Source organism: Streptomyces sp. NPDC030838 (assembly GCF_055572035.1).
Window position 1 is genome coordinate 105,677 of record NZ_JBVIED010000012.1, and the last position, 19,519, is coordinate 125,195.

12 protein-coding genes and 3 pseudogenes are annotated in these 19,519 nt (G+C 70.1%); 5 read left to right on the forward strand and 10 right to left on the reverse strand.

Annotation, left to right across the window (positions count from 1 at the left end):
• Position 1: 1 nt before the first annotated feature.
• The 5 genes from ACZ42A_RS27610 to ACZ42A_RS27630 form a co-directional block, all read right to left on the reverse strand.
• Positions 2-559, reverse strand: a complete 558-nt coding sequence (locus tag ACZ42A_RS27610; protein ID WP_468529972.1) for a hypothetical protein — start codon at positions 557-559, stop codon at positions 2-4.
• Positions 556-5,268 (reverse strand): putative T7SS-secreted protein, encoded by a 4,713-nt coding sequence (locus ACZ42A_RS27615; protein WP_468529973.1) that lies wholly within the window; start codon positions 5,266-5,268, stop codon positions 556-558. The genes ACZ42A_RS27610 and ACZ42A_RS27615 overlap by 4 nt, the downstream gene beginning before the upstream one ends.
• A 2-nt stretch (positions 5,269-5,270) precedes the next feature.
• Positions 5,271-5,924, reverse strand: coding sequence for a hypothetical protein (locus tag ACZ42A_RS27620; RefSeq protein WP_468529974.1), 654 nt, complete (start codon positions 5,922-5,924; stop codon positions 5,271-5,273).
• Entirely contained in the window at positions 5,917-6,336 is a 420-nt protein-coding gene (locus tag ACZ42A_RS27625; protein WP_468529975.1) for a hypothetical protein, read from the reverse strand. Before ACZ42A_RS27625 ends, ACZ42A_RS27620 begins: the two co-directional genes overlap by 8 nt.
• A 322-nt stretch (positions 6,337-6,658) precedes the next feature.
• Positions 6,659-6,832, reverse strand: a complete 174-nt coding sequence (locus tag ACZ42A_RS27630; protein ID WP_468529976.1) for a DUF397 domain-containing protein — start codon at positions 6,830-6,832, stop codon at positions 6,659-6,661.
• A gap of 217 nt (positions 6,833-7,049) precedes the next feature.
• Here ACZ42A_RS27630 and ACZ42A_RS27635 point away from each other — a divergent pair, with 217 nt between their 5' ends.
• The 4 genes from ACZ42A_RS27635 (at position 7,050) to ACZ42A_RS27650 (ending at position 13,953) form a co-directional block, all read left to right on the forward strand.
• On the forward strand, positions 7,050-8,657 hold the full coding sequence (locus tag ACZ42A_RS27635) for a flavin monoamine oxidase family protein (protein WP_468529977.1): 1,608 nt from the start codon (positions 7,050-7,052) through the stop codon (positions 8,655-8,657).
• The gene (locus tag ACZ42A_RS27640) at positions 8,654-9,295 is read left to right on the forward strand and encodes a Rid family hydrolase (protein ID WP_468529978.1); all 642 of its coding nucleotides are present in this window, start codon (positions 8,654-8,656) and stop codon (positions 9,293-9,295) included. The genes ACZ42A_RS27635 and ACZ42A_RS27640 overlap by 4 nt, the downstream gene beginning before the upstream one ends.
• A gap of 115 nt (positions 9,296-9,410) precedes the next feature.
• Positions 9,411-12,623 (forward strand): amidohydrolase family protein, encoded by a 3,213-nt coding sequence (locus tag ACZ42A_RS27645; protein WP_468530101.1) that lies wholly within the window; start codon positions 9,411-9,413, stop codon positions 12,621-12,623.
• Positions 12,624-12,663: 40 nt separating this feature from the next.
• A complete protein-coding gene (locus ACZ42A_RS27650) occupies positions 12,664-13,953 on the forward strand; it encodes a glycosyltransferase (protein WP_468530102.1) in 1,290 nt (429 codons plus the stop codon).
• 635 nt (positions 13,954-14,588) lie between these two features.
• On the opposite strand, the pseudogene ACZ42A_RS27655 reads toward ACZ42A_RS27650, so the two are convergent.
• The 5 genes and pseudogenes from ACZ42A_RS27655 to ACZ42A_RS27675 form a co-directional block, all read right to left on the reverse strand.
• Positions 14,589-15,258: pseudogene (locus tag ACZ42A_RS27655) on the reverse strand (type IV secretion protein Rhs); the annotation flags it as partial.
• Positions 15,259-15,804: 546 nt separating this feature from the next.
• Complete coding sequence (locus tag ACZ42A_RS27660; RefSeq protein WP_468529979.1) at positions 15,805-16,512, reverse strand: hypothetical protein; 708 nt, start codon at positions 16,510-16,512, stop codon at positions 15,805-15,807.
• 282 nt (positions 16,513-16,794) lie between these two features.
• Complete coding sequence (locus ACZ42A_RS27665) at positions 16,795-17,157, reverse strand: hypothetical protein (protein ID WP_468529980.1); 363 nt, start codon at positions 17,155-17,157, stop codon at positions 16,795-16,797.
• Positions 17,158-17,444: 287 nt separating this feature from the next.
• Positions 17,445-18,319, reverse strand: a pseudogene (locus ACZ42A_RS27670) (RHS repeat-associated core domain-containing protein); the annotation flags it as partial.
• Positions 18,320-18,418: 99 nt separating this feature from the next.
• Positions 18,419-18,976, reverse strand: a complete 558-nt coding sequence (locus ACZ42A_RS27675) for a hypothetical protein (protein WP_468529981.1) — start codon at positions 18,974-18,976, stop codon at positions 18,419-18,421.
• A 115-nt stretch (positions 18,977-19,091) separates the two neighbouring features.
• Here ACZ42A_RS27675 and ACZ42A_RS27680 point away from each other — a divergent pair.
• A pseudogene (locus tag ACZ42A_RS27680) lies at positions 19,092-19,442 on the forward strand (UvrD-helicase domain-containing protein); the annotation flags it as partial.
• Positions 19,443-19,519: the final 77 nt, after the last annotated feature.

The following is a 19,519-nucleotide window of genomic DNA, read 5'->3' on the forward strand; positions in this document are numbered from 1 at the left end:
TCTATTGCATGTGGCCTTCCTCGGCCACCTCTTCGGCCTCCTCCAGCGCGTCGGCCGCCGCCTGGCGCAGCTCTCCCTCGAGCGTCGAAACGGACTTGCGCAGGAAGGCGACCACCTCGTCGGAGGAGTCGGCCAGCTGGGGGATCAGATAGCAGACCTCGCGAAAATACTCGTCATCCGTCCCGTCGGCGTGGCTCAGCAACTGAGGGAGCGCTGCCAGGATCTCGCTCCTGCAGTAGCTCGTGACGTCGACGGACCCGTCCTCCAGCCCGGCGCGCACACCGGCATTCCTGGCGTTCAGAATGGACTCGAGGAGACTCACGGATTGCGGCGTCAGCGGCGTGCCCGCTCTGGCCCGCGTCGTGAGGGCGTCGACGCAGGGGGCGGCGGCGCTGTACAGGTGTCCTTGATTGGCGACCTCGCAGTAGAGCAGCCGGCCTGCACGGGTTCGCTCGTCGGGGTCCTGCCCGACAAGGCGTTCGAGGTGTGTTTGAATCTCGGCCGCCGGAATGCTCAGCGTCTCCAGGGAGTCCCAGTCCCACGTCCGCGAGAAAATCATTGCAGGTCACTCTCCCATGTCGTGCCAGGTGCGAACTGCTCGCGCAGAGTACGGCCTTCACATCGCACGCACACTGCTTCCGGCACCCGTTTCAAAGGTCTGAGGGGCACGCTGTAAATGATATCTTCCGGCCTTGCCCCCTTACGGACGAGTTCGTCCCGAACCAGATCCTCCGCACAGAAGTCACCGGCTCCGGTCTTCTTCAGGCCGACCGCGACTTCTCCGGTGCGCACGTCGACGCCCGCCGAACCCATGGCGTACTCCCTGATCTTGCTTCGGGACATCGTCTCGTGCATCTCGTCGAGCTTGTCGGAGAGCGCCTGGTTGGCTCTCTGCGACGCCTCCTCGTAGGTGAGCCGCCGAGGGTATGGAGAGAGCCCGAGCGGGTCGCCGGCACTGTACGGATTGTCGACGTACGTCACCGGGTTCGGTGCCGGGTCGATCCCCAGGGGGTCCGGGGCCGTGTACCGCCCGGTCTCCGGGTCGTAGTGGCGGAACAGGTTGTAGTGGAGCCCGGTTTCCGGGTCGTAGTACTGACCGGGGAAGCGCAGCGGGGTGTAGGCCGTACTGGACCGTGCCCAGGCGGTGGTGCCCCAGAGCGTGGTGCGGGTACGCCAGACGATCTCACCGGTCTCGTCGACCAGTTCGGTGGGGGCGCCGATCAGGTCGGTGGCGATGGCGAAGAAGCGCCGGTCGATCTCCTCCTGGCGGACGTCTGGGGAGAGGATGCGTTCCGTCTGGGCAAGGGGTATGAGGCCGCGGTGGTCCCAGGTGAGGGCCACCGGGTTCGGCAGGTCCTCGGCGACGGTGGTCTGTTCGCAGAGTGTCATACCGTCCCAGCTGAAACGGATCTCCTCGACCACGGATTCGCCGTCGTCCGCCAGCCGCTGCTTGGCGGTGCGGCGGCCCAGCGGGTCGTAGAGGTAGCGCCACCGGGAGCCGTCAGGGGTGACCACCGCGGTGAGACGGTCCTCGGCGTCCCATTCGTAGCGCCAGGTGTCGGGCTTGCGGGAGAGCCGGGTCTTCTGGCGGAGGACGACACGGCCGAGGGCGTCGTGTTCGAAGCGGACGTTTCCGGCCCGGGCGATGGTGGTGCCGGTGTAGGTACGGGGACCGGTGGCCTCGTGGCCGGGGTGGGAGGAGGGCCAGGACGCTTCGGTCTGGTTGCCGGAGGCGTCGTAGGCGTATTGCTCGGTCCAGCCTTGCGCGTGGACGGCGGTGACCCTGCCGACGGGGTCGAGTTCGAAGGTGCGGGTGCCCGACAACCGGTCGTGGACCGCGGTGAGATGGCCGTCGGCGCGGTAGGCATAGGTACGGCTGTTGAGGGTGCGGGAGCCGGCGACGAGGTGCTGGGCGGAGAGCCTGCCGGCCTCGTCCCAGGCGGAGGACAGGGTGAGGACACCACCGAAGACGCGTTCCAGTTCCCGCCCGGCCTCGTCGTGCGTGAAGCGGATTTCGTGATCGCCGGACATCACCTGAGTCGGGCGACCAGCGGCGTCGTAGGCGTAGGTGGTGACCACGCCGGTGGGCGTCGTACGGCGGACCCGGCGGCCGGCGGCGTCGTAGGCCTGGTCGAGGGCGCGGCCGTCGACGAGTTCGGTCTTGAGCAGACCGCGCCGGTCGTAGCGGCGGACCAGTTCGCTGTCCGGGCCCGACGCCTGGACCAGGCGCCCTGCCCGGTCGTAGGCGTAGGAGGTGACGCGGCCTTCGGCGTCCTTGCGGACCATTCGTCCGGCCTCGTCGTAGCTGTACGCGATGGTGCCGCCGAGGTGGCCGGTCCGGGTGACGAGCTGTCCGGCGGCGTCCAGACGGTAGGAGACGGTCCGGTCGTCGAAGTCCGTCTCGGAGACGAGCCGCCCGGCCGCGTCGTACTCATAGGTCCAGGTCAGCCCCTGTGGCGCGGTCACGCGGGTGAGCCGCAGACCGGCGTCGTGCTCGAACTCGTAGCGGGCGCCGTCCGGCCTGGTGCGGGCGGACAGGAGATCGAAGTGGGTGTACTCGAACCGGGAGACACCGCCGGCCGGATCGGTGTGGGTGAGGCAGTTGCCCTCGCCGTCGTACGTCCACGACTCGCTGGATCCGTCCGGTCCGGTCCGGTGGGCGAGTTGGCCGTCGGGAGTCCATGAGAGACGAGTGACGGCGCCGGCCGGGTCGGTAACGCGTACCTCCCGGCCGAGGGCATCGCGTTCGATGCGGGTGACGCCGCCGTCGGGGTCGGCGACCTCCACGGGGCGCCCGGCGGCGTCGCACCGCACGGTCGTGGTGGCGCCCAGTGGATCGGTGACGGAAACCAGGCGGCCGGCGTCGTCATAGGCGAGCCTGGTGGTGTTTCCAGCCGGGTCGGTGACAGCGATCCGGTTGCCCCGGTCGTCGAACTCTTGGAGCCAGCGAGCGCCGTCCGGGCCGCGGAGTTCGGTCGGCAACCCCAAGGCCCCTCGGACAGCACGCAGTTCGCCACCGTCCGGTCGGGTGACGACGACCGGCCGGCCGTCCTCGTCGTAGGAGTGGGCGGTGGTACGGCCGAGAGGGTCGGTGCGGGTGAGGACGTTGCCGTGGGTGTCGTAGGTGTAGCGGGTGGTGTGGCCGAGTGGGTCGGTCGTGGCGAGAATCCGGCAGCGGTGGTCGATGAGGTGGCGGGTGGTGTGGCCGTCGGCGGTGGTCAGGGTGGTGGTGCGGTGGCCGGTCTCGGGGTCGGGTTCGGTGTAGGTGAGGGTGATCTGGATGTGTCCGGCCTCGCCGCCCTCGGCGACGACGCGGTCCCGGTCGTCGTAGACGTAGTCGTAGCGGCTTCCGTTGGAGTCGATCCAGGCGGTGACGCGGCGGCGGTCGTCGTAGACGAAGGTGGTGGTGGCGCCGGAGGGTTTGGTGACGGTGGTGAGGTTGCCGTCCTGGTAGCCGTAGCGCATCAGGGACAGGTCCGTGCCCGCCTCGCCCGCGCCGGTCAGGGAGAGTGCGGTGATCCGGCCGTCGGCGGTGGTCAGTTTCACGTGGTGGCCGGCCGAGTGGACCAGGGCCAGGGGCAGGCCGTCCTCGGTGCGGTCGACGGTGATCGTGTGGCCGTTGCGTTCGGTGACGGACGTCAGCCAGGCGGTGCCGTCGCCGCCGGGTTCGCCGCCGGGCGGGGCGGTGAAGTGGCGGGTCAGGCCGGTGTCGGGGTCGGTGATGGTGTAGTCGCCGTCCGCGTCGCGGGCCAGGAGGGTGTGCGCGGTGCCGGACTCGGGACGGGTGGGGGCGCCGGGGACGGGGTGGGGGTAGGGGATGAGGAGGCCGTCGGCGGTGACGTGGACGACGCCGACCGGGTCGATCTCCAGGCGCTCGTCGACGGTGGACGTCCAGGAGGGGCCGAGGAAGCGGCCGGCCGTGCAGCCGGACTCGGTGCGGCGGGTGAAGACCAGGGGGAGGATGCCGGGGATCGTCAGATCGGTCTGGGGCAGGAACATCCGGCCGGAGGCGAGGTCGACGGGGTCGGTGCCGTCGGTGGTGCGCTCGCCGTCCGGGCGGTTGTGGGTGCCGTCGGGGGCGTCGTCGATCAGCTTGCGCGCGCGTGCGGCGTCGGCGGCGTCCGCGGCGATCCGCACGCCCTTGACCGCGGCACCGCCTCCTCCGGTGGCCGCGGCCAGTGCGGCATCCGGCAGCAGACGGCCGAAGCCCTCGTAAGGGTCCTTCATGAAGTCGCTGACCATCTGCTTGCCGGTGCCGACCGGGTCGTTGGCGGCGACCACCAGTCCGGCGGCGAGGCTGTTGAGGTTGGTGGCGTACTCGGCGGGGTGGGTGAGGTTGTACGGGTCCAAGGGGTTGATGCCTCGGACGAAGTTCACCAGGCCCGCGGTGCCCTTGATGAGGCCGCCGCCGACGTGGTCGCCCATGATCTGCAGTTCCTGCAGACCGTCGCTCGCCTGCTGCGCGTACGACGGCTTCTCGGGAGCCAGGTCGCGCGCGGCGCGGACCGCGCTGCGGGCGGTCTCCGCGGCCGTGTTCCGCTGCTTGCGGGCGTCGGCGAGGATGTCCTGCGCCTCCTGCATCAGCTTCTTGCCGGGGTCGTCGAACGTCGAGGCGGGGCGCGGCGGGAGCGTGGCGGGGTCGCGCTGGTCGGCGGGCTGGGCGTTGTAGCGGTCGACGGCCTTGTTGTAGTCGTCGACCTTCTTGCGGTGCGCGTCGGCGGCGTCCTCGGACGCCTTCACGCCCTCCTTCCACTTGTCGATCGCCGTCTGCGCCTGCCCCTGCGCCCACGTCACGGTTCCGGCGAACGCCTCCAGAGCGGCGGCCGCCTTCTCGCACGCGTCCGCACCGGTGAACCACTTCGGCGGCTGGGTGCTCACCGCCTTGCGCAGCGCCTCGGCCGCCTCGCCCTTCAACCGCGAGGAGTCCAGCCCCTTGAGACCGCCGCCGGCGTCATCGAACGCCTTCTGGAAACCGCGCAGCTTCTGGGCGGTGGAACGCAGCTTGTCCGGGCTGCCGTAGATCAGCTTGGTCTTGTCCTCGGTCTGCCCGAGGTCCATCTCGTCGACCTCGGCGCCCATCCGGTTGGCGACCGAACGGGACTGCTCACGCACCCAGTCCGCGCCGGACTCCCAGCCGACATCGTCCAGCCGGTCGGCGGTCCACTTCCCGGCGTCCTCGACCCGGTTGCCGACCCACTCGACACCGTCCTCGACCGCGTTCTCCACCGAGTCGGGCGTGATGTCACTGATGAAGTCGCCGATACCCATGATCAGTTGCCCCCGTTGTCACCCTGCTGCTGCGCTTGCCTGGCCCGTTCCTCCGGCGACGGGCCGAAGGTGTCGTCCAGCGCCTGGTTCCACTGGTCGTCGGATATGCCGAGCGCGTCGTTGAGCATCTGCGACTGCCGGCCGCCCTGCCCCTCGGTCAGAACCGTGCGGCCGGTGTCCTTCCAGGTCTGTGCCATCTCCTGACCGGCCCGGTCGAACGACTCGGCGCTCCAGTCCGGATCGAGGGCGTCGGGTGTGAAGACATCGCCCCAGTTCTGCCGGGTGATCTCGTCCTCCGAGGCGTGCGGGTTGCCGCCCATCACGGCGTTCACGCCCACCTTCAGCGCGCCCTCGACGTACTGGTCGTGCTCCCACTGGGTGCCCGCCGCCAGTCCCAGCCGGTTGGCGATCTCGCTGGCGTCGCTCACCAGGGCCCGTACGCCCCACTCCCAGCGCTCGCAGAAGTCCTCGAAATCGACCGACAGGCCGTGGTGCCCGGCCTCCATCCCCGTCATCGACAGCTCGGAAAAGCCCTTGCCCATCACCGAACCGGTCGCGCCGCCCAGGTCGCCCAGCCCGTCGATGGTGGCGCCCACACCGCGCGTGAACTTCGCGACCGACGCCTGGTCGAAGTTCAGGTCGTTCCCGTCAGCCACGGTCGCCTCCCTCTCGCGCCGTCCCGGCGTCGACGGCGGCGCCGTCCGGGACGATCCCGGTGACCGGCGGGAAGAACATCGATCCGTCCTCGGTGGCGATGTCCACCGCGAGACCGGCGGGTTCACCCAGCGAGGGCACCACCTCGTCGACGATGCGGGCGCCCAGGAGCGCCGCGTAGTCCATCGGCCGGTCACCCGGCCCGTGATGCAGGGCGAACCGGGCCAGCGCCGTCTCGTCTGTGAAGCCGCAGATCCACCGCACCCCACCCGAACGCGCCGACCACAGGCCCCCGTCAGAGGTGGGCACCAGCAGGATCGAGCGCCGCATCTCACCCACCAACGCCCGAGGGTCACCGACCCCCGCCCTCCGCTCGGCGATCCGCTCGGCCAACGCCGTCCTGGGCTGCTCCACGGTCCCTCCCTCGTCCTCGGTCAGTGATGGAACCGTAGGACAGACGCTCAGGAAGGTGTCGGTGGTTCTCATGAGGGCTCGCGGGAGGTGCAGACCCCCGTGCAGAACGTGCGGTACAGGCCCATGCGTCGGCAAGGCGTGCCCCGTGCCGTACGACGTCATCCCCAACCCGGCCATGTGCAGCAGTAGCTCCACGACTCCTCTGAGGGCCGTGCAACTCAGGCCTGTAGGCACATGGTGGCACGCGAGAGTCATCGTTTTCGGGTTGATCCTCGCCCCGCGCCGGGTGGGAACCGGACGCGGGGCGTCAGCAGGTCGTACGTCAGTGACCGGCGGCGTACGAGACGAAGGCGGCCCACTGCTGGGGCTCGAAGGCGAGCTGAGGGCCCTGCGCGCGCTTCGAGTCCCGTACGTGAACGGTCTCGGGGGTGAAGGCGACCTCCACGCACTCCGGGCCGTCGTTCGCGCTGTAGCTGCTCTTGAACCACTCCTGCATGGAACCGTTGTCAACGGTCCGCCGCCGGGGCAAAGGGCCCCCTTTTGCCGGCCGAGTGCATGCTCATGTCACAGATACGTCACTGGTATGGCGCTGTAACACCCCTGACGGAGGCTCGTCTCGCACCTCCGGTCTCAGCAGCAACTCACCCCCCCCACGTGGCCGGGTTGATCGCACGTCGCGCACGCATGGCGCGGGCGCGGGTCAGGAGGAGTGGATGGCGGAGACAGTCACGGGATCGCGGCGTGATTTCCTGCGGTCGGTCGGCGTCGCGGGCGGGGCGGGAGTGCTCTACTCGGCGATGGGCGCACTGGGCCTCGCGCCGGTGCCCGACGTACGGGCCGAGGCGTACCGGGCGCCGCGCGGCGGCGACTTCGCGCTCACCGGGCGCGCGGCCAGGAAGGTCCTGGTGCTGGGCGGCGGCATCGCCGGACTGGCCACGGCGTACGAACTCGGCAAGGCCGGCTACGACTGCCGTGTCCTGGAGGCCAAGGACCGGCCCGGCGGGCGCAACTGGACCGTGCGGGGCGGCACGTCGCTGACGGATCTGGACGGACGTACGCAGACCGCGACGTTCTCCGAGGGCGAGTACATGAACGCGGGCCCGGCTCGGCTGCCCCAGTCGCACGTCACTCTCGACTACTGCCGCGAACTCGGCGTCCCCGTCGAGGTGTTCACCAACCAGAACGCCAGCGCGTACATCTACCACGAGAACAGCGCGGCCCTCGCGGGCCGGCCGATCCGCTGGCGTACCGCGAAGGCCGACGTCTACGGCTACGTCTCCGAACTGCTTGCCAAGGCCACCGACCAGGGCGCCCTGGACGCGCGGCTGACCGACGCCGACAAGGAGCGGCTGATCGCCTTCCTGCGGAACTTCGGCGCCCTCAAGGGCAAGGAGGACGGCTACGCCTACACCGGCACCGACCGCCGTGGGTACGCGGTCGAGCCCGGCGCCGCCTTCGAGGCGGGGACCGTTCTCGGCCCCGTGCCCTCGCTGTCGGACGTCATCGCCAGCGGCGTCGGACAGCGCTTCTCCTTCGAGTTCGGCTACGACCAGGCCATGCTCATGTTCCAGCCGGTCGGCGGCATGGACGCCATCCCCTACGCGCTGGCGAAGGCCATCGGGCCGGAACGGATCGTCTACGGCGCCGAAGTGCGCGAGGTCAAGGACCTGCCGGACGGCGCCGAGGTCACCTACCGGGACGCCCGGGGCCGTATCCGCACCCGGCACGCCGACTTCGTCGTCGCCGCCGTACCGCCCACGGTGATGGCCCGCGTCAAGCACAACCTGGGCGCGGCCGTCACCGCCGCGCTGCGGCAGCCGGTCCCGGCACCGGTCGGAAAGATCGGCCTGGAGTACCGCAGCCGCTGGTGGGAGACCGACGAGCACATCTACGGCGGCATCACGCCCACCGACCTCGATCTGGCCACCATCTGGTACCCGTCGCACGGCCACCTCGGCCGCCGCGGCACCCTCATCGGCTACTACAACTTCGGCGCCAACGCCCTCTCCTACGGCGCCCTGCCGCACGCGGAGCGCCTGAAACGGGCCGTGAGCCAGGGCACGAAGATCCACGGCGAGAAGTACCGCACCGAACTCGCCCACTCCTTCAGCGTGGCCTGGCACCGCACGCCGCACATCGAGGGCGGCTGGGTGGGCTGGCCCTCGCAGGACGGCCCCGAATACAAGCTGCTCAACCAGCCGGCCGGACACGTGTACTTCGCGGGGGACTGGCTCAGCCACGTCATCGCCTGGCAGCATGGCGCCTTCACCTCTGCCCGCAAGGTCGTGACCGACATCCACGAGAGGGTGATGGCCGCATGAGGCGGCGTACGCGGGTGATCGTCGGGACACTGCTGACCACCTCGCTGGTGACCGGCGGCACCACGCTGGCCGGGGCGCGCGGCTGGTGGCCCGACCCGAAGGAGGTGCGGGTCATGCTGCCCGAGGGGCAGTCCAACCCGGCGATCGCGAACGGCGTGGCGACCGGCGGCGAGGTCGCCCTGTACCAGAGCAGCGGCCTGGGGCCGTCCGCGCTCAACCCGGCGGCGCCGGAGGGGAGTCCGGAGCGCTGGACCGACCCGTCCCTCACCGAGGGCGCCCAGGGCGTCACGGTCACCGAGGCCCAGGCGCTCGTCGTATTGCGCAACATCAAGGCCAACCTGGAGGCCGCGGGCCTCGGCCCGGCCGACGTCATCACCATGAAGTGCTATCTGATGAAGCCGCCCGGCGCCGCGACCGCCGACTACGCGGGCTGGAACCGGGCCTACCGCCAGTACTTCGCCAACGTCGACCTGACCACTCATCAGGTGATGCCCGTGCCCATGGGCACCTCAGCGCCGAAGGAACCCCTCGTCGCCAACAGCGCCCGCCCGGCGCGGGCCACCATGGAGGTCGCTTCGCTGGCCGTCCGGGGCTGGCTTGTGGAGGTCGAGGTCATGGCGGTGTACAAGAAGCGCTGAGCCGCCACGCGAACGGATCGGCGCACTCGGAAGTTGTTGTTCTGTCCGGCACATCCCCCGACGCGCACAGGGAGTCTCCTTGGACCGCGAACTGGACCGCGAACTGGACCGCGAACTGGACCGCGAAGCCACGACAGAGGACACGTCCTTCGATCCCCTCTCGCGCCGGGGCTTCCTCCAGGCCACCGCGGCGGCGACGGCCGTCGCGGCGGCCGGGGCGATCGGTGCGGTTGGTGCGCCGGTCGCGGAAGCCGCCGCCTCTCCTACGGCTGTGACGCTCACCGCCGCCACCGGCGGCTCCGCCACCCTCGCCCCCGCCGGTGACCGGCTGGTGGTCGAGGCGCAGAACCTGCTGTGGTCCGTGCCGCGCGGCGGTGGCACCGCCACCGCGCTGACCTCACCCGGTCTCGAACCCACTCGTCCGCAGTTCTCGCCCGACGGCAGCCGGCTCGTCGTCTGCGCCTACCGCGGCGGCGGCTTCCACCTGTGGACGCTGCGGCCCGACGGCACCGGGCTGCGGCAGCTCACCGACGGGCCGTGGGACGACCGCGGCCCGGCCTGGTCGCCGGACGGCACCCGGATCGCGTTCGCCTCCGAGCGCGGCGGCGACACGGTGACCGGATCGCCGTACCGCATCTGGGTCGTGGACGTCCGCACCGGCGCCCTGACACGGCTCACCGGAGCCCCCGGCCAGGAGGACTTCGACCCGGCCTGGTCGCCCGACGGCGAGCGCGTGCTGTTCGTACGGGCGGCGGTCACCGCCACCGGCGGCCTGCGCGCGGCGACCATCGCCTCCGTGGCCGCCGACGGCTCCGGCCCGGTCACCGTCGAGCACACCGACGACTCCGGCGCCCAGCTGATGACCCCGGCCGTGTCGCCGCGCGGACGCCTGGCCCACCTGCGGACGACGCCCGCGCCCACCGCCTCCTGCACCCTCGTCGTGGACGGCGAACCGGTCGCCGTCGACGGCGATGTCCTTCCGGCACCGCCCCGCTGGACCGACGACGGGCGGCTGCTGCTCGCGGTCGACGGACGGTTCCGGCTGCTCGACCCCGACGCCCCGGCGGACGCCGAGATCATCCCGTTCACGGCCGCACTACCCGTGGACCGGCCCCGCTACCGCGGCAAGGCCTACGACTTCGACGGCGCGGGCACCACCCACCCCGTCCGCGCGCTGCACCTGCCCGCCCTCTCCCCGGACGGGCGCAGCGTCGCCTTCGCCGCCCTCAACGCCCTGTGGACCGCCGGCGTGACCGGCGGCAGGCCACCCCGCAAGATCCTCCAGGCCCCGGCGACGCGCTACCTGTCGGCGCCGGTCTGGACCCCGGACGGTGCGGGGCTGGTGTACGCCGACGACCGCGACGGCCTGTTCGCCGTACGGCGCCGCGATCTCGGCTCCGGCGCGGAGACCGTGCTCGCCGAGGGCGGCCGGGTCTTCCCGGCGCTCTCGCCCGACGGGACACGACTGGCCTGCCTGGACATGGCCGGCAACCTGGTGGTGCGCGAGCTGCCCGACGGTGCCGAGCGCGTCCTCGCCGCACCGCTCGGCGGGGGCGGGCTGCCGGGCCGGCCCAGCTGGTCGCCCGACGGCCGGTACGTCGCGCTGTGCGACCGCAACCGCCTCAACCAGCGCTTCCGCGAGGGCTACAACCTCATCCGGGTCGTCGACACCACCACTGGTACGGCCGCCCTGCACGCCCTGGCCCCGCACACCTCGCTCTCCGACCGCTACGACTCCGGTCCCGTCTGGTCCCCGGACGGCCGCTGGATGGCCGTGATCGCGGAATCGGCGCTGTGGCTCCTCCCGGTCACTGCCGCCGGCACCCCCGACGGCGCACCGCGCAGGCTCACCACGGAGCCCGCCGACCACCCGTCCTGGTCCGCCGACGCCCGCAGCCTCCTCTACCTCTCGGCGGGCGCCCTGCGCCTGATGGACGTCGCCACCGGCAGGACCCGCACCGTCCGCGTCCCGCTCGACTACCGCAGACCCCGCCCCGCCGACACGGTCGTCCACGCGGGCCGCTTCTGGGACGGCACCGGGGCGGACGTACGCGACGACGTCGACATCGTGATCCGCGCCGGCCGCATCGCGGAGGTCGCCCCGCACCGCACCGGCCGCCCGGCCGCGCGCCACGTCGACGCGAGCGAGCGCACGGTGATCCCGGGCCTGTGGGACGCCCACACCCACCCGTGGCAGACGACGTACGGCGGCCGCCAGACGGCGCTGCAACTCGCGTACGGCATCACCACGGCCGTCTCGCTGGGCGGCTTCGCCTACGAGCAGGCCCGGATCCGGGAGGCGGTCGCCGCGGGCGCGCTCGCCGGGCCCCGGCTGCTGACCACCGGGGAACTCCTCGACGGAGCGCGCGTCGCCTACAGCATGGGCCGCGCCCACCGCACCCGCGAGGGCCTGCGGCGATCGCTGGCGCGCGGGGCTGCGCTGGACTGGGACTTCGTGAAGACATACGTCCGGGCGCCCGGCTGGGTGATGAAGGAGGCCGCCGACTTCGGCCACGAACGGCTCGGCGTCCGCAGCGGCAGCCATCTGTGCACCCCCGGCGTCCAGCTCGGCCAGGACCTGACGACCCATCTGCAGGCCACCCAGCGACTGGAGTTCGGGCACGCGACCTCGGCGGGCGGTCACGCCTACCAGGACGTCGAGGCGATCTACACCCGCGCCGGCTTCCACCTCGTCGCCACCCCGTTCACCGCCCTGCCCCTCCTCGGCGCCGACCCGGACCTGGCCGACGACCCGCGGGTCACGACCCTCATGCCGCCCTGGGACACCGCGCTCGTACGGCAGCAGGCGGCCCAGCCGCCCACGGCCGCCCAACTGGCCACGCTGGACCGGGAACTGGGCTTCTACCGGCGCGTTCTCGCCGCCGACGGCCTGATCGCCCTCGGCACGGACCAGCCCCTGGTCCCGGTCGGCCTGCACCTGCACCTCGCCCTGCGCGCCCTGCACCGCGCCGGCCTCACTCCGGCCGAGGCACTGCGCACCGCCACCCTGCTGCCGGCCCGCGTCTTCGGCGCGGACGCCGACCTGGGCACGGCGGAAGCGGGCAAGCTGGCCGACCTCACGCTCGTGGACGGCGACCCCTTCACCGACTTCACCACCCTGGTCCGCACACCGGCCGTCCTGCGCGGCGGCGTCCTCTTCGAACAGGCCGACTTGGTGGAGGCCTTCGAGGCAGACGCCCAGTCTTCGTCTTCGTCCTTGCCTTCCTCCTTGCCTTCGTCCTTGACTTCGTCCTCGTCTGAGGACTGGCTGGAGGTGAGCCGGTGGATGCGGCGCGAGGGGTGCTGCGATCCCCACACCGGGTCGTGACGCCCCGCACGGGGCCGAGCAGTCAGGAGGAGAGACCTTGGTGACACCGCTGACGATTCTCTTCGCGCCGGAGAGCGCGTACGGCCCGACGAACAACTGCATAGGAATAGGCGACGTACTGCGCCGCCGGGGGCACCGGGTGGTGTTCGCCGCGGAGGCGTCCTGGAAGGGCAGGCTCGACGTGTTCGGCTTCGAGGAGGAGCTGATCGACCTGGCGCCGCCGCCGGACCGGCCGCAGGAGGCGGGACAGTTCTGGAAGGACTTCGTCCGCGACACCGCCCCGGAGTTCAGGAAACCGACCATCGAGCAGCTGGGCACCTGGGTGAGGCCCGTCTGGGAGGAGCTGGTCTCCGGCGCCCGGTACTGCGAGCCGCAGCTCAGGGCGATCATCGAGCGGGTCCGGCCGGACGTGATCGTCGAGGACAACGTCGTCTGCTTCCCCGCTCTCACCACGGCGGGCGTACCGTTCGTGCGGATCGTCTCGTGCAACCCACTGGAACTGAAGGGCGACGGCGTCCCTCCGCCCTTCTCCGGCTACCCGGCCGACGACCCCACCGGCTGGGCGGAGTTCCGCGCCGAGTACGACCGGACCCACCGGCAGCTGTGGACCGATTTCAACGGCTGGGTCGTCGAACAGGGCGCACGGCCGCTGCCCGACCTGGAGTTCATCCACGAAGGCGACCTGAACCTCTACGTCTACCCGGAGATCGCCGACTACACCGACGCCCGGCCACTGGGCCCCTCCTGGCACCGGCTGGACTCCTCGGTACGGGAGACCGACGACGACTTCACGCTGCCGGCCGCACTCGCCAAACCCGTCGGCGCGGAGGACAGCGCGCTGATCTACTTCAGCCTCGGCTCGCTCGGCTCCGCCGACGTGGACCTCATGCGCCGGATCACCGCCTCCCTGGCCCGCACGCCGCACCGCTACCTCGTCTCCAAAGGGCCGCTGCACGAGGAGATCGAGCTGCCGCCGAACATGTGGGGAGCCGAGTTCGTCCCGCAGACCCGGATTCTGCCGCTGGTCGACCTCGTCATCACCCACGGCGGCAACAACACCGTCACCGAGTGCCTCCACCACGGCAAGCCGATGGTGCTCCTCCCGCTGTTCTGGGACCAGTACGACAATGCCCAGCGGGCCGCCGAACTGGGCTTCGGAGTCCGGCTTGACCCCTACCGCTGCACCGACGCACAACTGCACGGCGCCATCTCCGGCCTGCTCGGCGACACCCGGGCCCGAGCCACCCTGGCCGAAGCCGCCCGAACCATCCGTGCCCGCGACGGGCTGCGCACCGCCGCAGACCTCATCGAACAGGCGGCGGCACGCTGACGCCTGCCCGCTACGGCGCCTCGCGCCGACCGCAGCGTCGCGTACCCATGTGACGGCCGCGTCAGCGGGATTGCGACCTCACCCGTGGAGGGCGAGGGTGCCGTCGCGGAACTGCCGGCCGGCTGCCGGATCGCCGCTCGGACACCGCGGCCCCGGCACGCCTCGACCGCCGGTTGATGTCCTGTTCCTGGACGGCCGGCAGAGAAGGCCTGCACTGGCCCAGCGTGCCGACGCGAAGTGGGCCGCCCTGACCTGGTCGAGGACGGCTGGCCTGGCGGCGGAGCTCATCGGCTCCGCCCCCAGATCTGTGCGGCTCGTGCTGCGCCGGGCCGATGGGACAGGTCCGACCTCCGCCTTCCTCGGTCCTTGCCGCCCTCGCTTCAACCCATCATCTGCGCACGCCCTTTGGAGCCGTGGCGCGGAACGGATCAGTAGGCCGACCTGACCCGCACCTGGCATTTCGGCCGCCAGGCCGAAGCCATGGGGGACCCGCTACTGGCCGACGGCCTTGGCGCCGCACTCACCGTCGGCATGCGTTCCCCTCGGCCCAGCCGCGCCGGTCCCATTACCCAAGCCACCCGGTACTCCGCACCGTCTGTAGCGAAGGGTGTTGAGAAAACCTCAATAGGCCCTGATTTGCCCGCGACGTCGTAGGCGAAGGTGATGTGGTGGCCACCGGTGGTCAGGTGGTCGGGGCGGCCGGCCTCGTCGTAGGCGTACGTGGTGACATGGCCGGTTGGGGGTTACGCGTCGGATTCGGCGGCCGAGCGCGTCGTACGTGAACGTGGTGGCGCGGCCGTCGACGAGTTCGGTCTTGAGTCGGCCGCAGCGGTCGTAGCGGCGTATCAGTTCGGTGTCCGGACCGGACGCATGAACGAGACGGCCAGCCGCGTCGTAGGCGTACTCGGTGACCTGCCCTCCGATGTCCCTGCGGATCACCCGGCCCAACGCGTCGTGAGTGAGAGAGATGATGCCGCCGAGCGCGTCGACACGTGCCGTCAACTTGCCAGTGGGGTCACGGCGGTAGAGGAGAGTGCGGCCGTCGAAGTCCGTCTCGGTGGTAAGCCGCCCGGCCGCGTCGTACGTGTAAGTCCAGTCGAGCCCGTGCGGATTGGTGACCTTGGTGAGACGCAGGGCGGCGTCATGCTCGAACTCGTAGCGGGCGCCGTCCGGGTAAGTACGGGCAGCGAGCAGGTCGAAGTGGGTGTATTCGAAGCGGGTCACCCCGCCGACGGGGCTGGTGTGGGTGAGGCGGTTGCCCTCGTCGTCGTAGGTCCATGACTCGGTGGCGCCGCCCGGGGGCGTCGTCGATCACCTTGCGCACACGGGCGGCGTCGGCGGCGTCCGTGGCGATGCGCACGCCCTTGACTGCGGCACCGCCTCCTCCGGTGGCGGCGGCCAGCGCGGCATCCGGCAGCAGGCGGCCGAAGCCCTCGAAGGGGTCTTTCATGAAGTCGCTGACCATCTGCTTGCCGGTGCCGACCGGGTCGTTGGCGGCGACCACCAGTCCGGCGGCGAGGCTGTTGAGGTTGGTGGCGTACTCGGCGGGGTGGGTGAGGTTGTACGGGTCCAAGGGGTTGATGCCTCGGACGAAGTTCACCAGGCCCGCGGTGCCCTTGATGATGCCTTCGCGCCACAGCATCGGCTTCTCCCTCGCGGTCAAGCCGCCGGAGTGGTTCACGCCTGACCAGCGGCGTGGGCATTACGGACCATGTCTTGATGTTGAAATGACGCTCGTGACGCTCATTGGCCTCAGAATTCGTGCACCACCACCGAGTAGTCGGATTCTGCGACCGAGGCGGCACACAGGTGGCGGCCGTCTACCGAAACGGCCACGAACCGGGTGACCCGTCACCCCGGAGATACGTGACGGGAGCTCCGGCCGGTTCCGCCCTGACGAAACGCCTCCCAGGCCGCGCGTACGGCGGTCTGGAGTCCGGCGTCGTCGAGATCGCCGGGTTCTGCGAGGTCAGGGTCGACCGAGTAGTCCTCGAGGATCATGAACACCTGGTCGAAGAGATCGCCGAGTGCCCCTTGGACCCGCTCCCCGTTCGCCTGGGAAGCGCGCCGGGCCTCCCACCAGTCATGCGCGAAGTCCGGTGCGCTGCACGTCCCGTCGGTGAATGCGTCGAGCAGCTCGAGTTGCCGTGCTGCCGCACTGTCCGGGGCGACGTCGCCGGGGTGGGACCAGGCCCTGTGGCCGGGTGAGTAAGAGGCGGCCACGGACGCCAGTGAGGGGTGACGTTCCAGGAGACTGCGTGCGTAACGGCCGAAGCGTGCGCGTGCTGTGTCGGTGCCCTCGCTGACGGCGGCGGCCATGAAAGCGGCGGTTCCCGCGATCAGTGCGTAGCCTTCTTCCGGAAAGAGGACGGCTCCTTGCGTGCCGGGTGTGCGCAGCAGGCAGGGCGGGCGGATGCCTGTGCAGTCCGCGTCGACGGGAAGCCGGGATGTCGCACCGGGGGTGTCGACGAGGCTCGTGGCGAGGATGTACGTGGCCCCGACGGCACGGCAGCCGGCCTTGATCCGGCGGGCCAGCACCGCGTCGATCTGCGCGCCCACGGGCACCGGGGCCACTGATTTCTCCCGCAGCCAGGACGAGGCGAAGGCGCCGTCCGTATCGAGCACGTTCCTGAGGTCCGATGACTTTTCGTGTCCTGGACTGGTCACCACAGAAATCCTTTGTCGATGATTCACTGGAGCGCCGACCTGACACGCCTGGGATGTGATCGCCGAGCCTGCCCGCGAGGCTCTGGCCGCGCTCGTCAACGCCCCGGCGGTCCGGGCACTCACGAGACTCGGCGACCTTCGGGCTGCGCCCAGTCCGGCAGGGAGAGCGCTTCCTTATTGGAACAGGAGGCGGTCACGTACCGACAGGTGGGGCGTCACCTGGATCTCCATGGTCCCCGTGCACTCGCCCGTACTGAATTCGACGGAAATGTGCTTGGTTGATTGCCCTGAGGTGAAGGAAAGGCGTGTTGCGCTTTCGCGGAAGGAATTCAGCATCTCGATTCCCTGATCGTTCACCCAGCGGATCCTCACTGACCTTGCCAGTGCATCGTAGGAAAAAATGAGCGATTGTCCGGAACGATCCTGCAGGGTGAGAACCCGTGCGCCACTCTCGTCCGAATCCGGCCATTCGCCGATGGCCTCGTAGACGTCTTCGTCGTCGGGGGTGAGGAACTCTCGGTACACGTCCGCCTTCACTTTCCACTGTACGGCGGCCAGTGGTCCAGGGTGCCGTGGATGCTTACATTCGGGCCACTGCCGCGGAAGATGACTGTGGAGAGTCTATGTCCGCCGTCCGGCAGAATCTGCCAGGTGCTTTCGACACCAAGTGCTCCGTGCGGGCCGTAGAGGACAGATTCCGTCACGCCGAATTCGCCGCTTCCGCCGGGCCACTCCTGGAGTGCCCTCGGTGAGTTGTGGGAGTCCGGTTTGATGTCCTTGTTGAAAAGGTAGTCGAGCTTTCGGGGATCGATCTCCGCGTTTCCTCCCTTCTCTTGATAGGGAGAAAGGCCTAGTGGGTCCGTCCGGGTGTGCGGATTGTGGACGTAGGCGGCCGGGTTGGGCGCGGGAGCGAGGCCGAGCGGATCCGGGGTGAGATAGCGGCCCGTGGGGGGGCATAGTGCCGGAAGAGATTGTAGTGAAGGCCGGTTTCGGGGTCGTGGTACTGGCCGGGAAAGCGGAGGGGCGTGTAGGTGGTGCTGCTCCGGTTCCAGGCGGTGGTGCCCCAGAGGGTGGACCGGGTGCGCCAGGCGATGTCCCCGTTCTCGGCGACCAGTTCGGTCGGGGTGCCGACGAGGTCCGTGACGATGGCGACGAAACGGCGGTCGATCTCACGCTGACCCGCGTTGCGGGCGAGGATGCGTTCGGTCTGGGCGAGAGGGGTCGAGCCGCGATGGTCCCAGGTGAGTGCGACGATGTCGGGCAGGTCATGGGAGACGGTTGTCTGTTCGCACAGGACCATCCCGTCCCAGGTGAGACAGGTTTCCTCCAGGACGGTCTCACCGTCGTCCGCGAGACGCCGCTTGGCGATGCGCCGGCCCAGTGGGTCGTAACGGTAGTTCCAGAGGGTGCCGTCCGGTGTGACGACCGAGGTGAGGCGGCTCTCGGACCACGCGCCCGAGACGGTCGTGTTCGAAGCGGCTGTTGCGGCACGGGTGATCATGGTGCCGGTGTACGTGCGAGGGCCGGTTGTCTCGTGGCCTGGATGAGATGAGGGCCAGGAGGCTTCGGTCTGATTGCCGACGAGGTCGTAGGCGTAGCGTTCGGTCCACCCGTGGGCGTTGACGGCGATGACACGGCCGACGTTGCCGAGCTCGAACGACCGGGTGCCGGACAACTGATCGACCATGGAGGTGAGGTAGACCGTCGGCCCTCATCTGATCTGCACTGCCGGCCTGGGCTGTCCGAGAGCCGGCCCATGGTCGCCTGGCTCGCCCCGCCACGTCGGAGAGCGGCGGCTCTATTGCATGTGGCCTTCCTCGGCCACCTCTTCGGCCTCCTCCAGCGCGTCGGCCGCCGCCTGGCGCAGCTCTCCCTCGAGCGTCGAAACGGACTTGCGTAGGAAGGCGACCACCTCGTCGGAGGAGTCGGCCAGCTGGGGGATCAGATAGCAGACCTCGCGAAAATACTCGTCATCCGACCCGTCGGCGTGGCTCAGCAACTGAGGGAGCGCTGCCAGGATCTCGCTCCGACAGTAGCTCGTGACGTCGACGGACCCGTCCTCCAGCCCGGCGCGCACACCGGCATTCCTGGCATTCAGAATGGACTCGAGGAGACTCACGGATTGCGGCGTCAGCGGCGTGCCCGCTCTGGCCCGCGTCGTGAGGGCGTCGACGCAAGGGGCGGCGGTGCTGTACAGATGTCCCTGATTGGCGACCTCGCAGTAGAGAAGCCGACCGGCACGGGTCCGTTCGTCGGGGTCCTGTTCGAGAAGGCGTTCGAGGTGGGTGTGAAGCTCGGCCGCCGGAATGCTGAGCGTCTCCAGGGAATTCCAGTCCCAGGTCCGCGAAAAAATCATTGCAGGTCACTCTCTCACCTTGTTCCAGGTGCGAACTGCTCACGCAGAGTGCGGCTTTCACCTCGCGCACACACACTACTTCCGGCACCAGTTTCCTCAGCGCTTGCCCCTCCCCCCCCGTAAAGTCGGCGGCGGTCCGGGCACCGGCAAGACGATCGTCGCCCTGCACAGGGTGAAGCACCTCGTGGACCGGCTCGGCCCGGGCAACGGCCAGCAGGTCCTGCTCACCACCTTCAACAAGAACCTGGCGGCGGACCTGCGCGCGAAGCTGCCGGCCTCGGCGGTCCGGAAACCGTCGACTGGGTGGAGATCGTCCACGTCGACGGATCGACGACATACACGCCCGCTGAACGAGTGGCGGCAGATACTGCTCGAAACCGGCGAGACCAAGTGGGACGCCGAATTCCTGATGGACGAGTGGACACAGGTCATCCTCGGCCAGGCGGCCAACTCCCGGGCCGGATACCACTGCACCGACACCCACCTGTCCCTTGTGGGACGTGCTGGGTTCATCCGCAGCAGCGCCTCGAAGCCCCCCGCTCC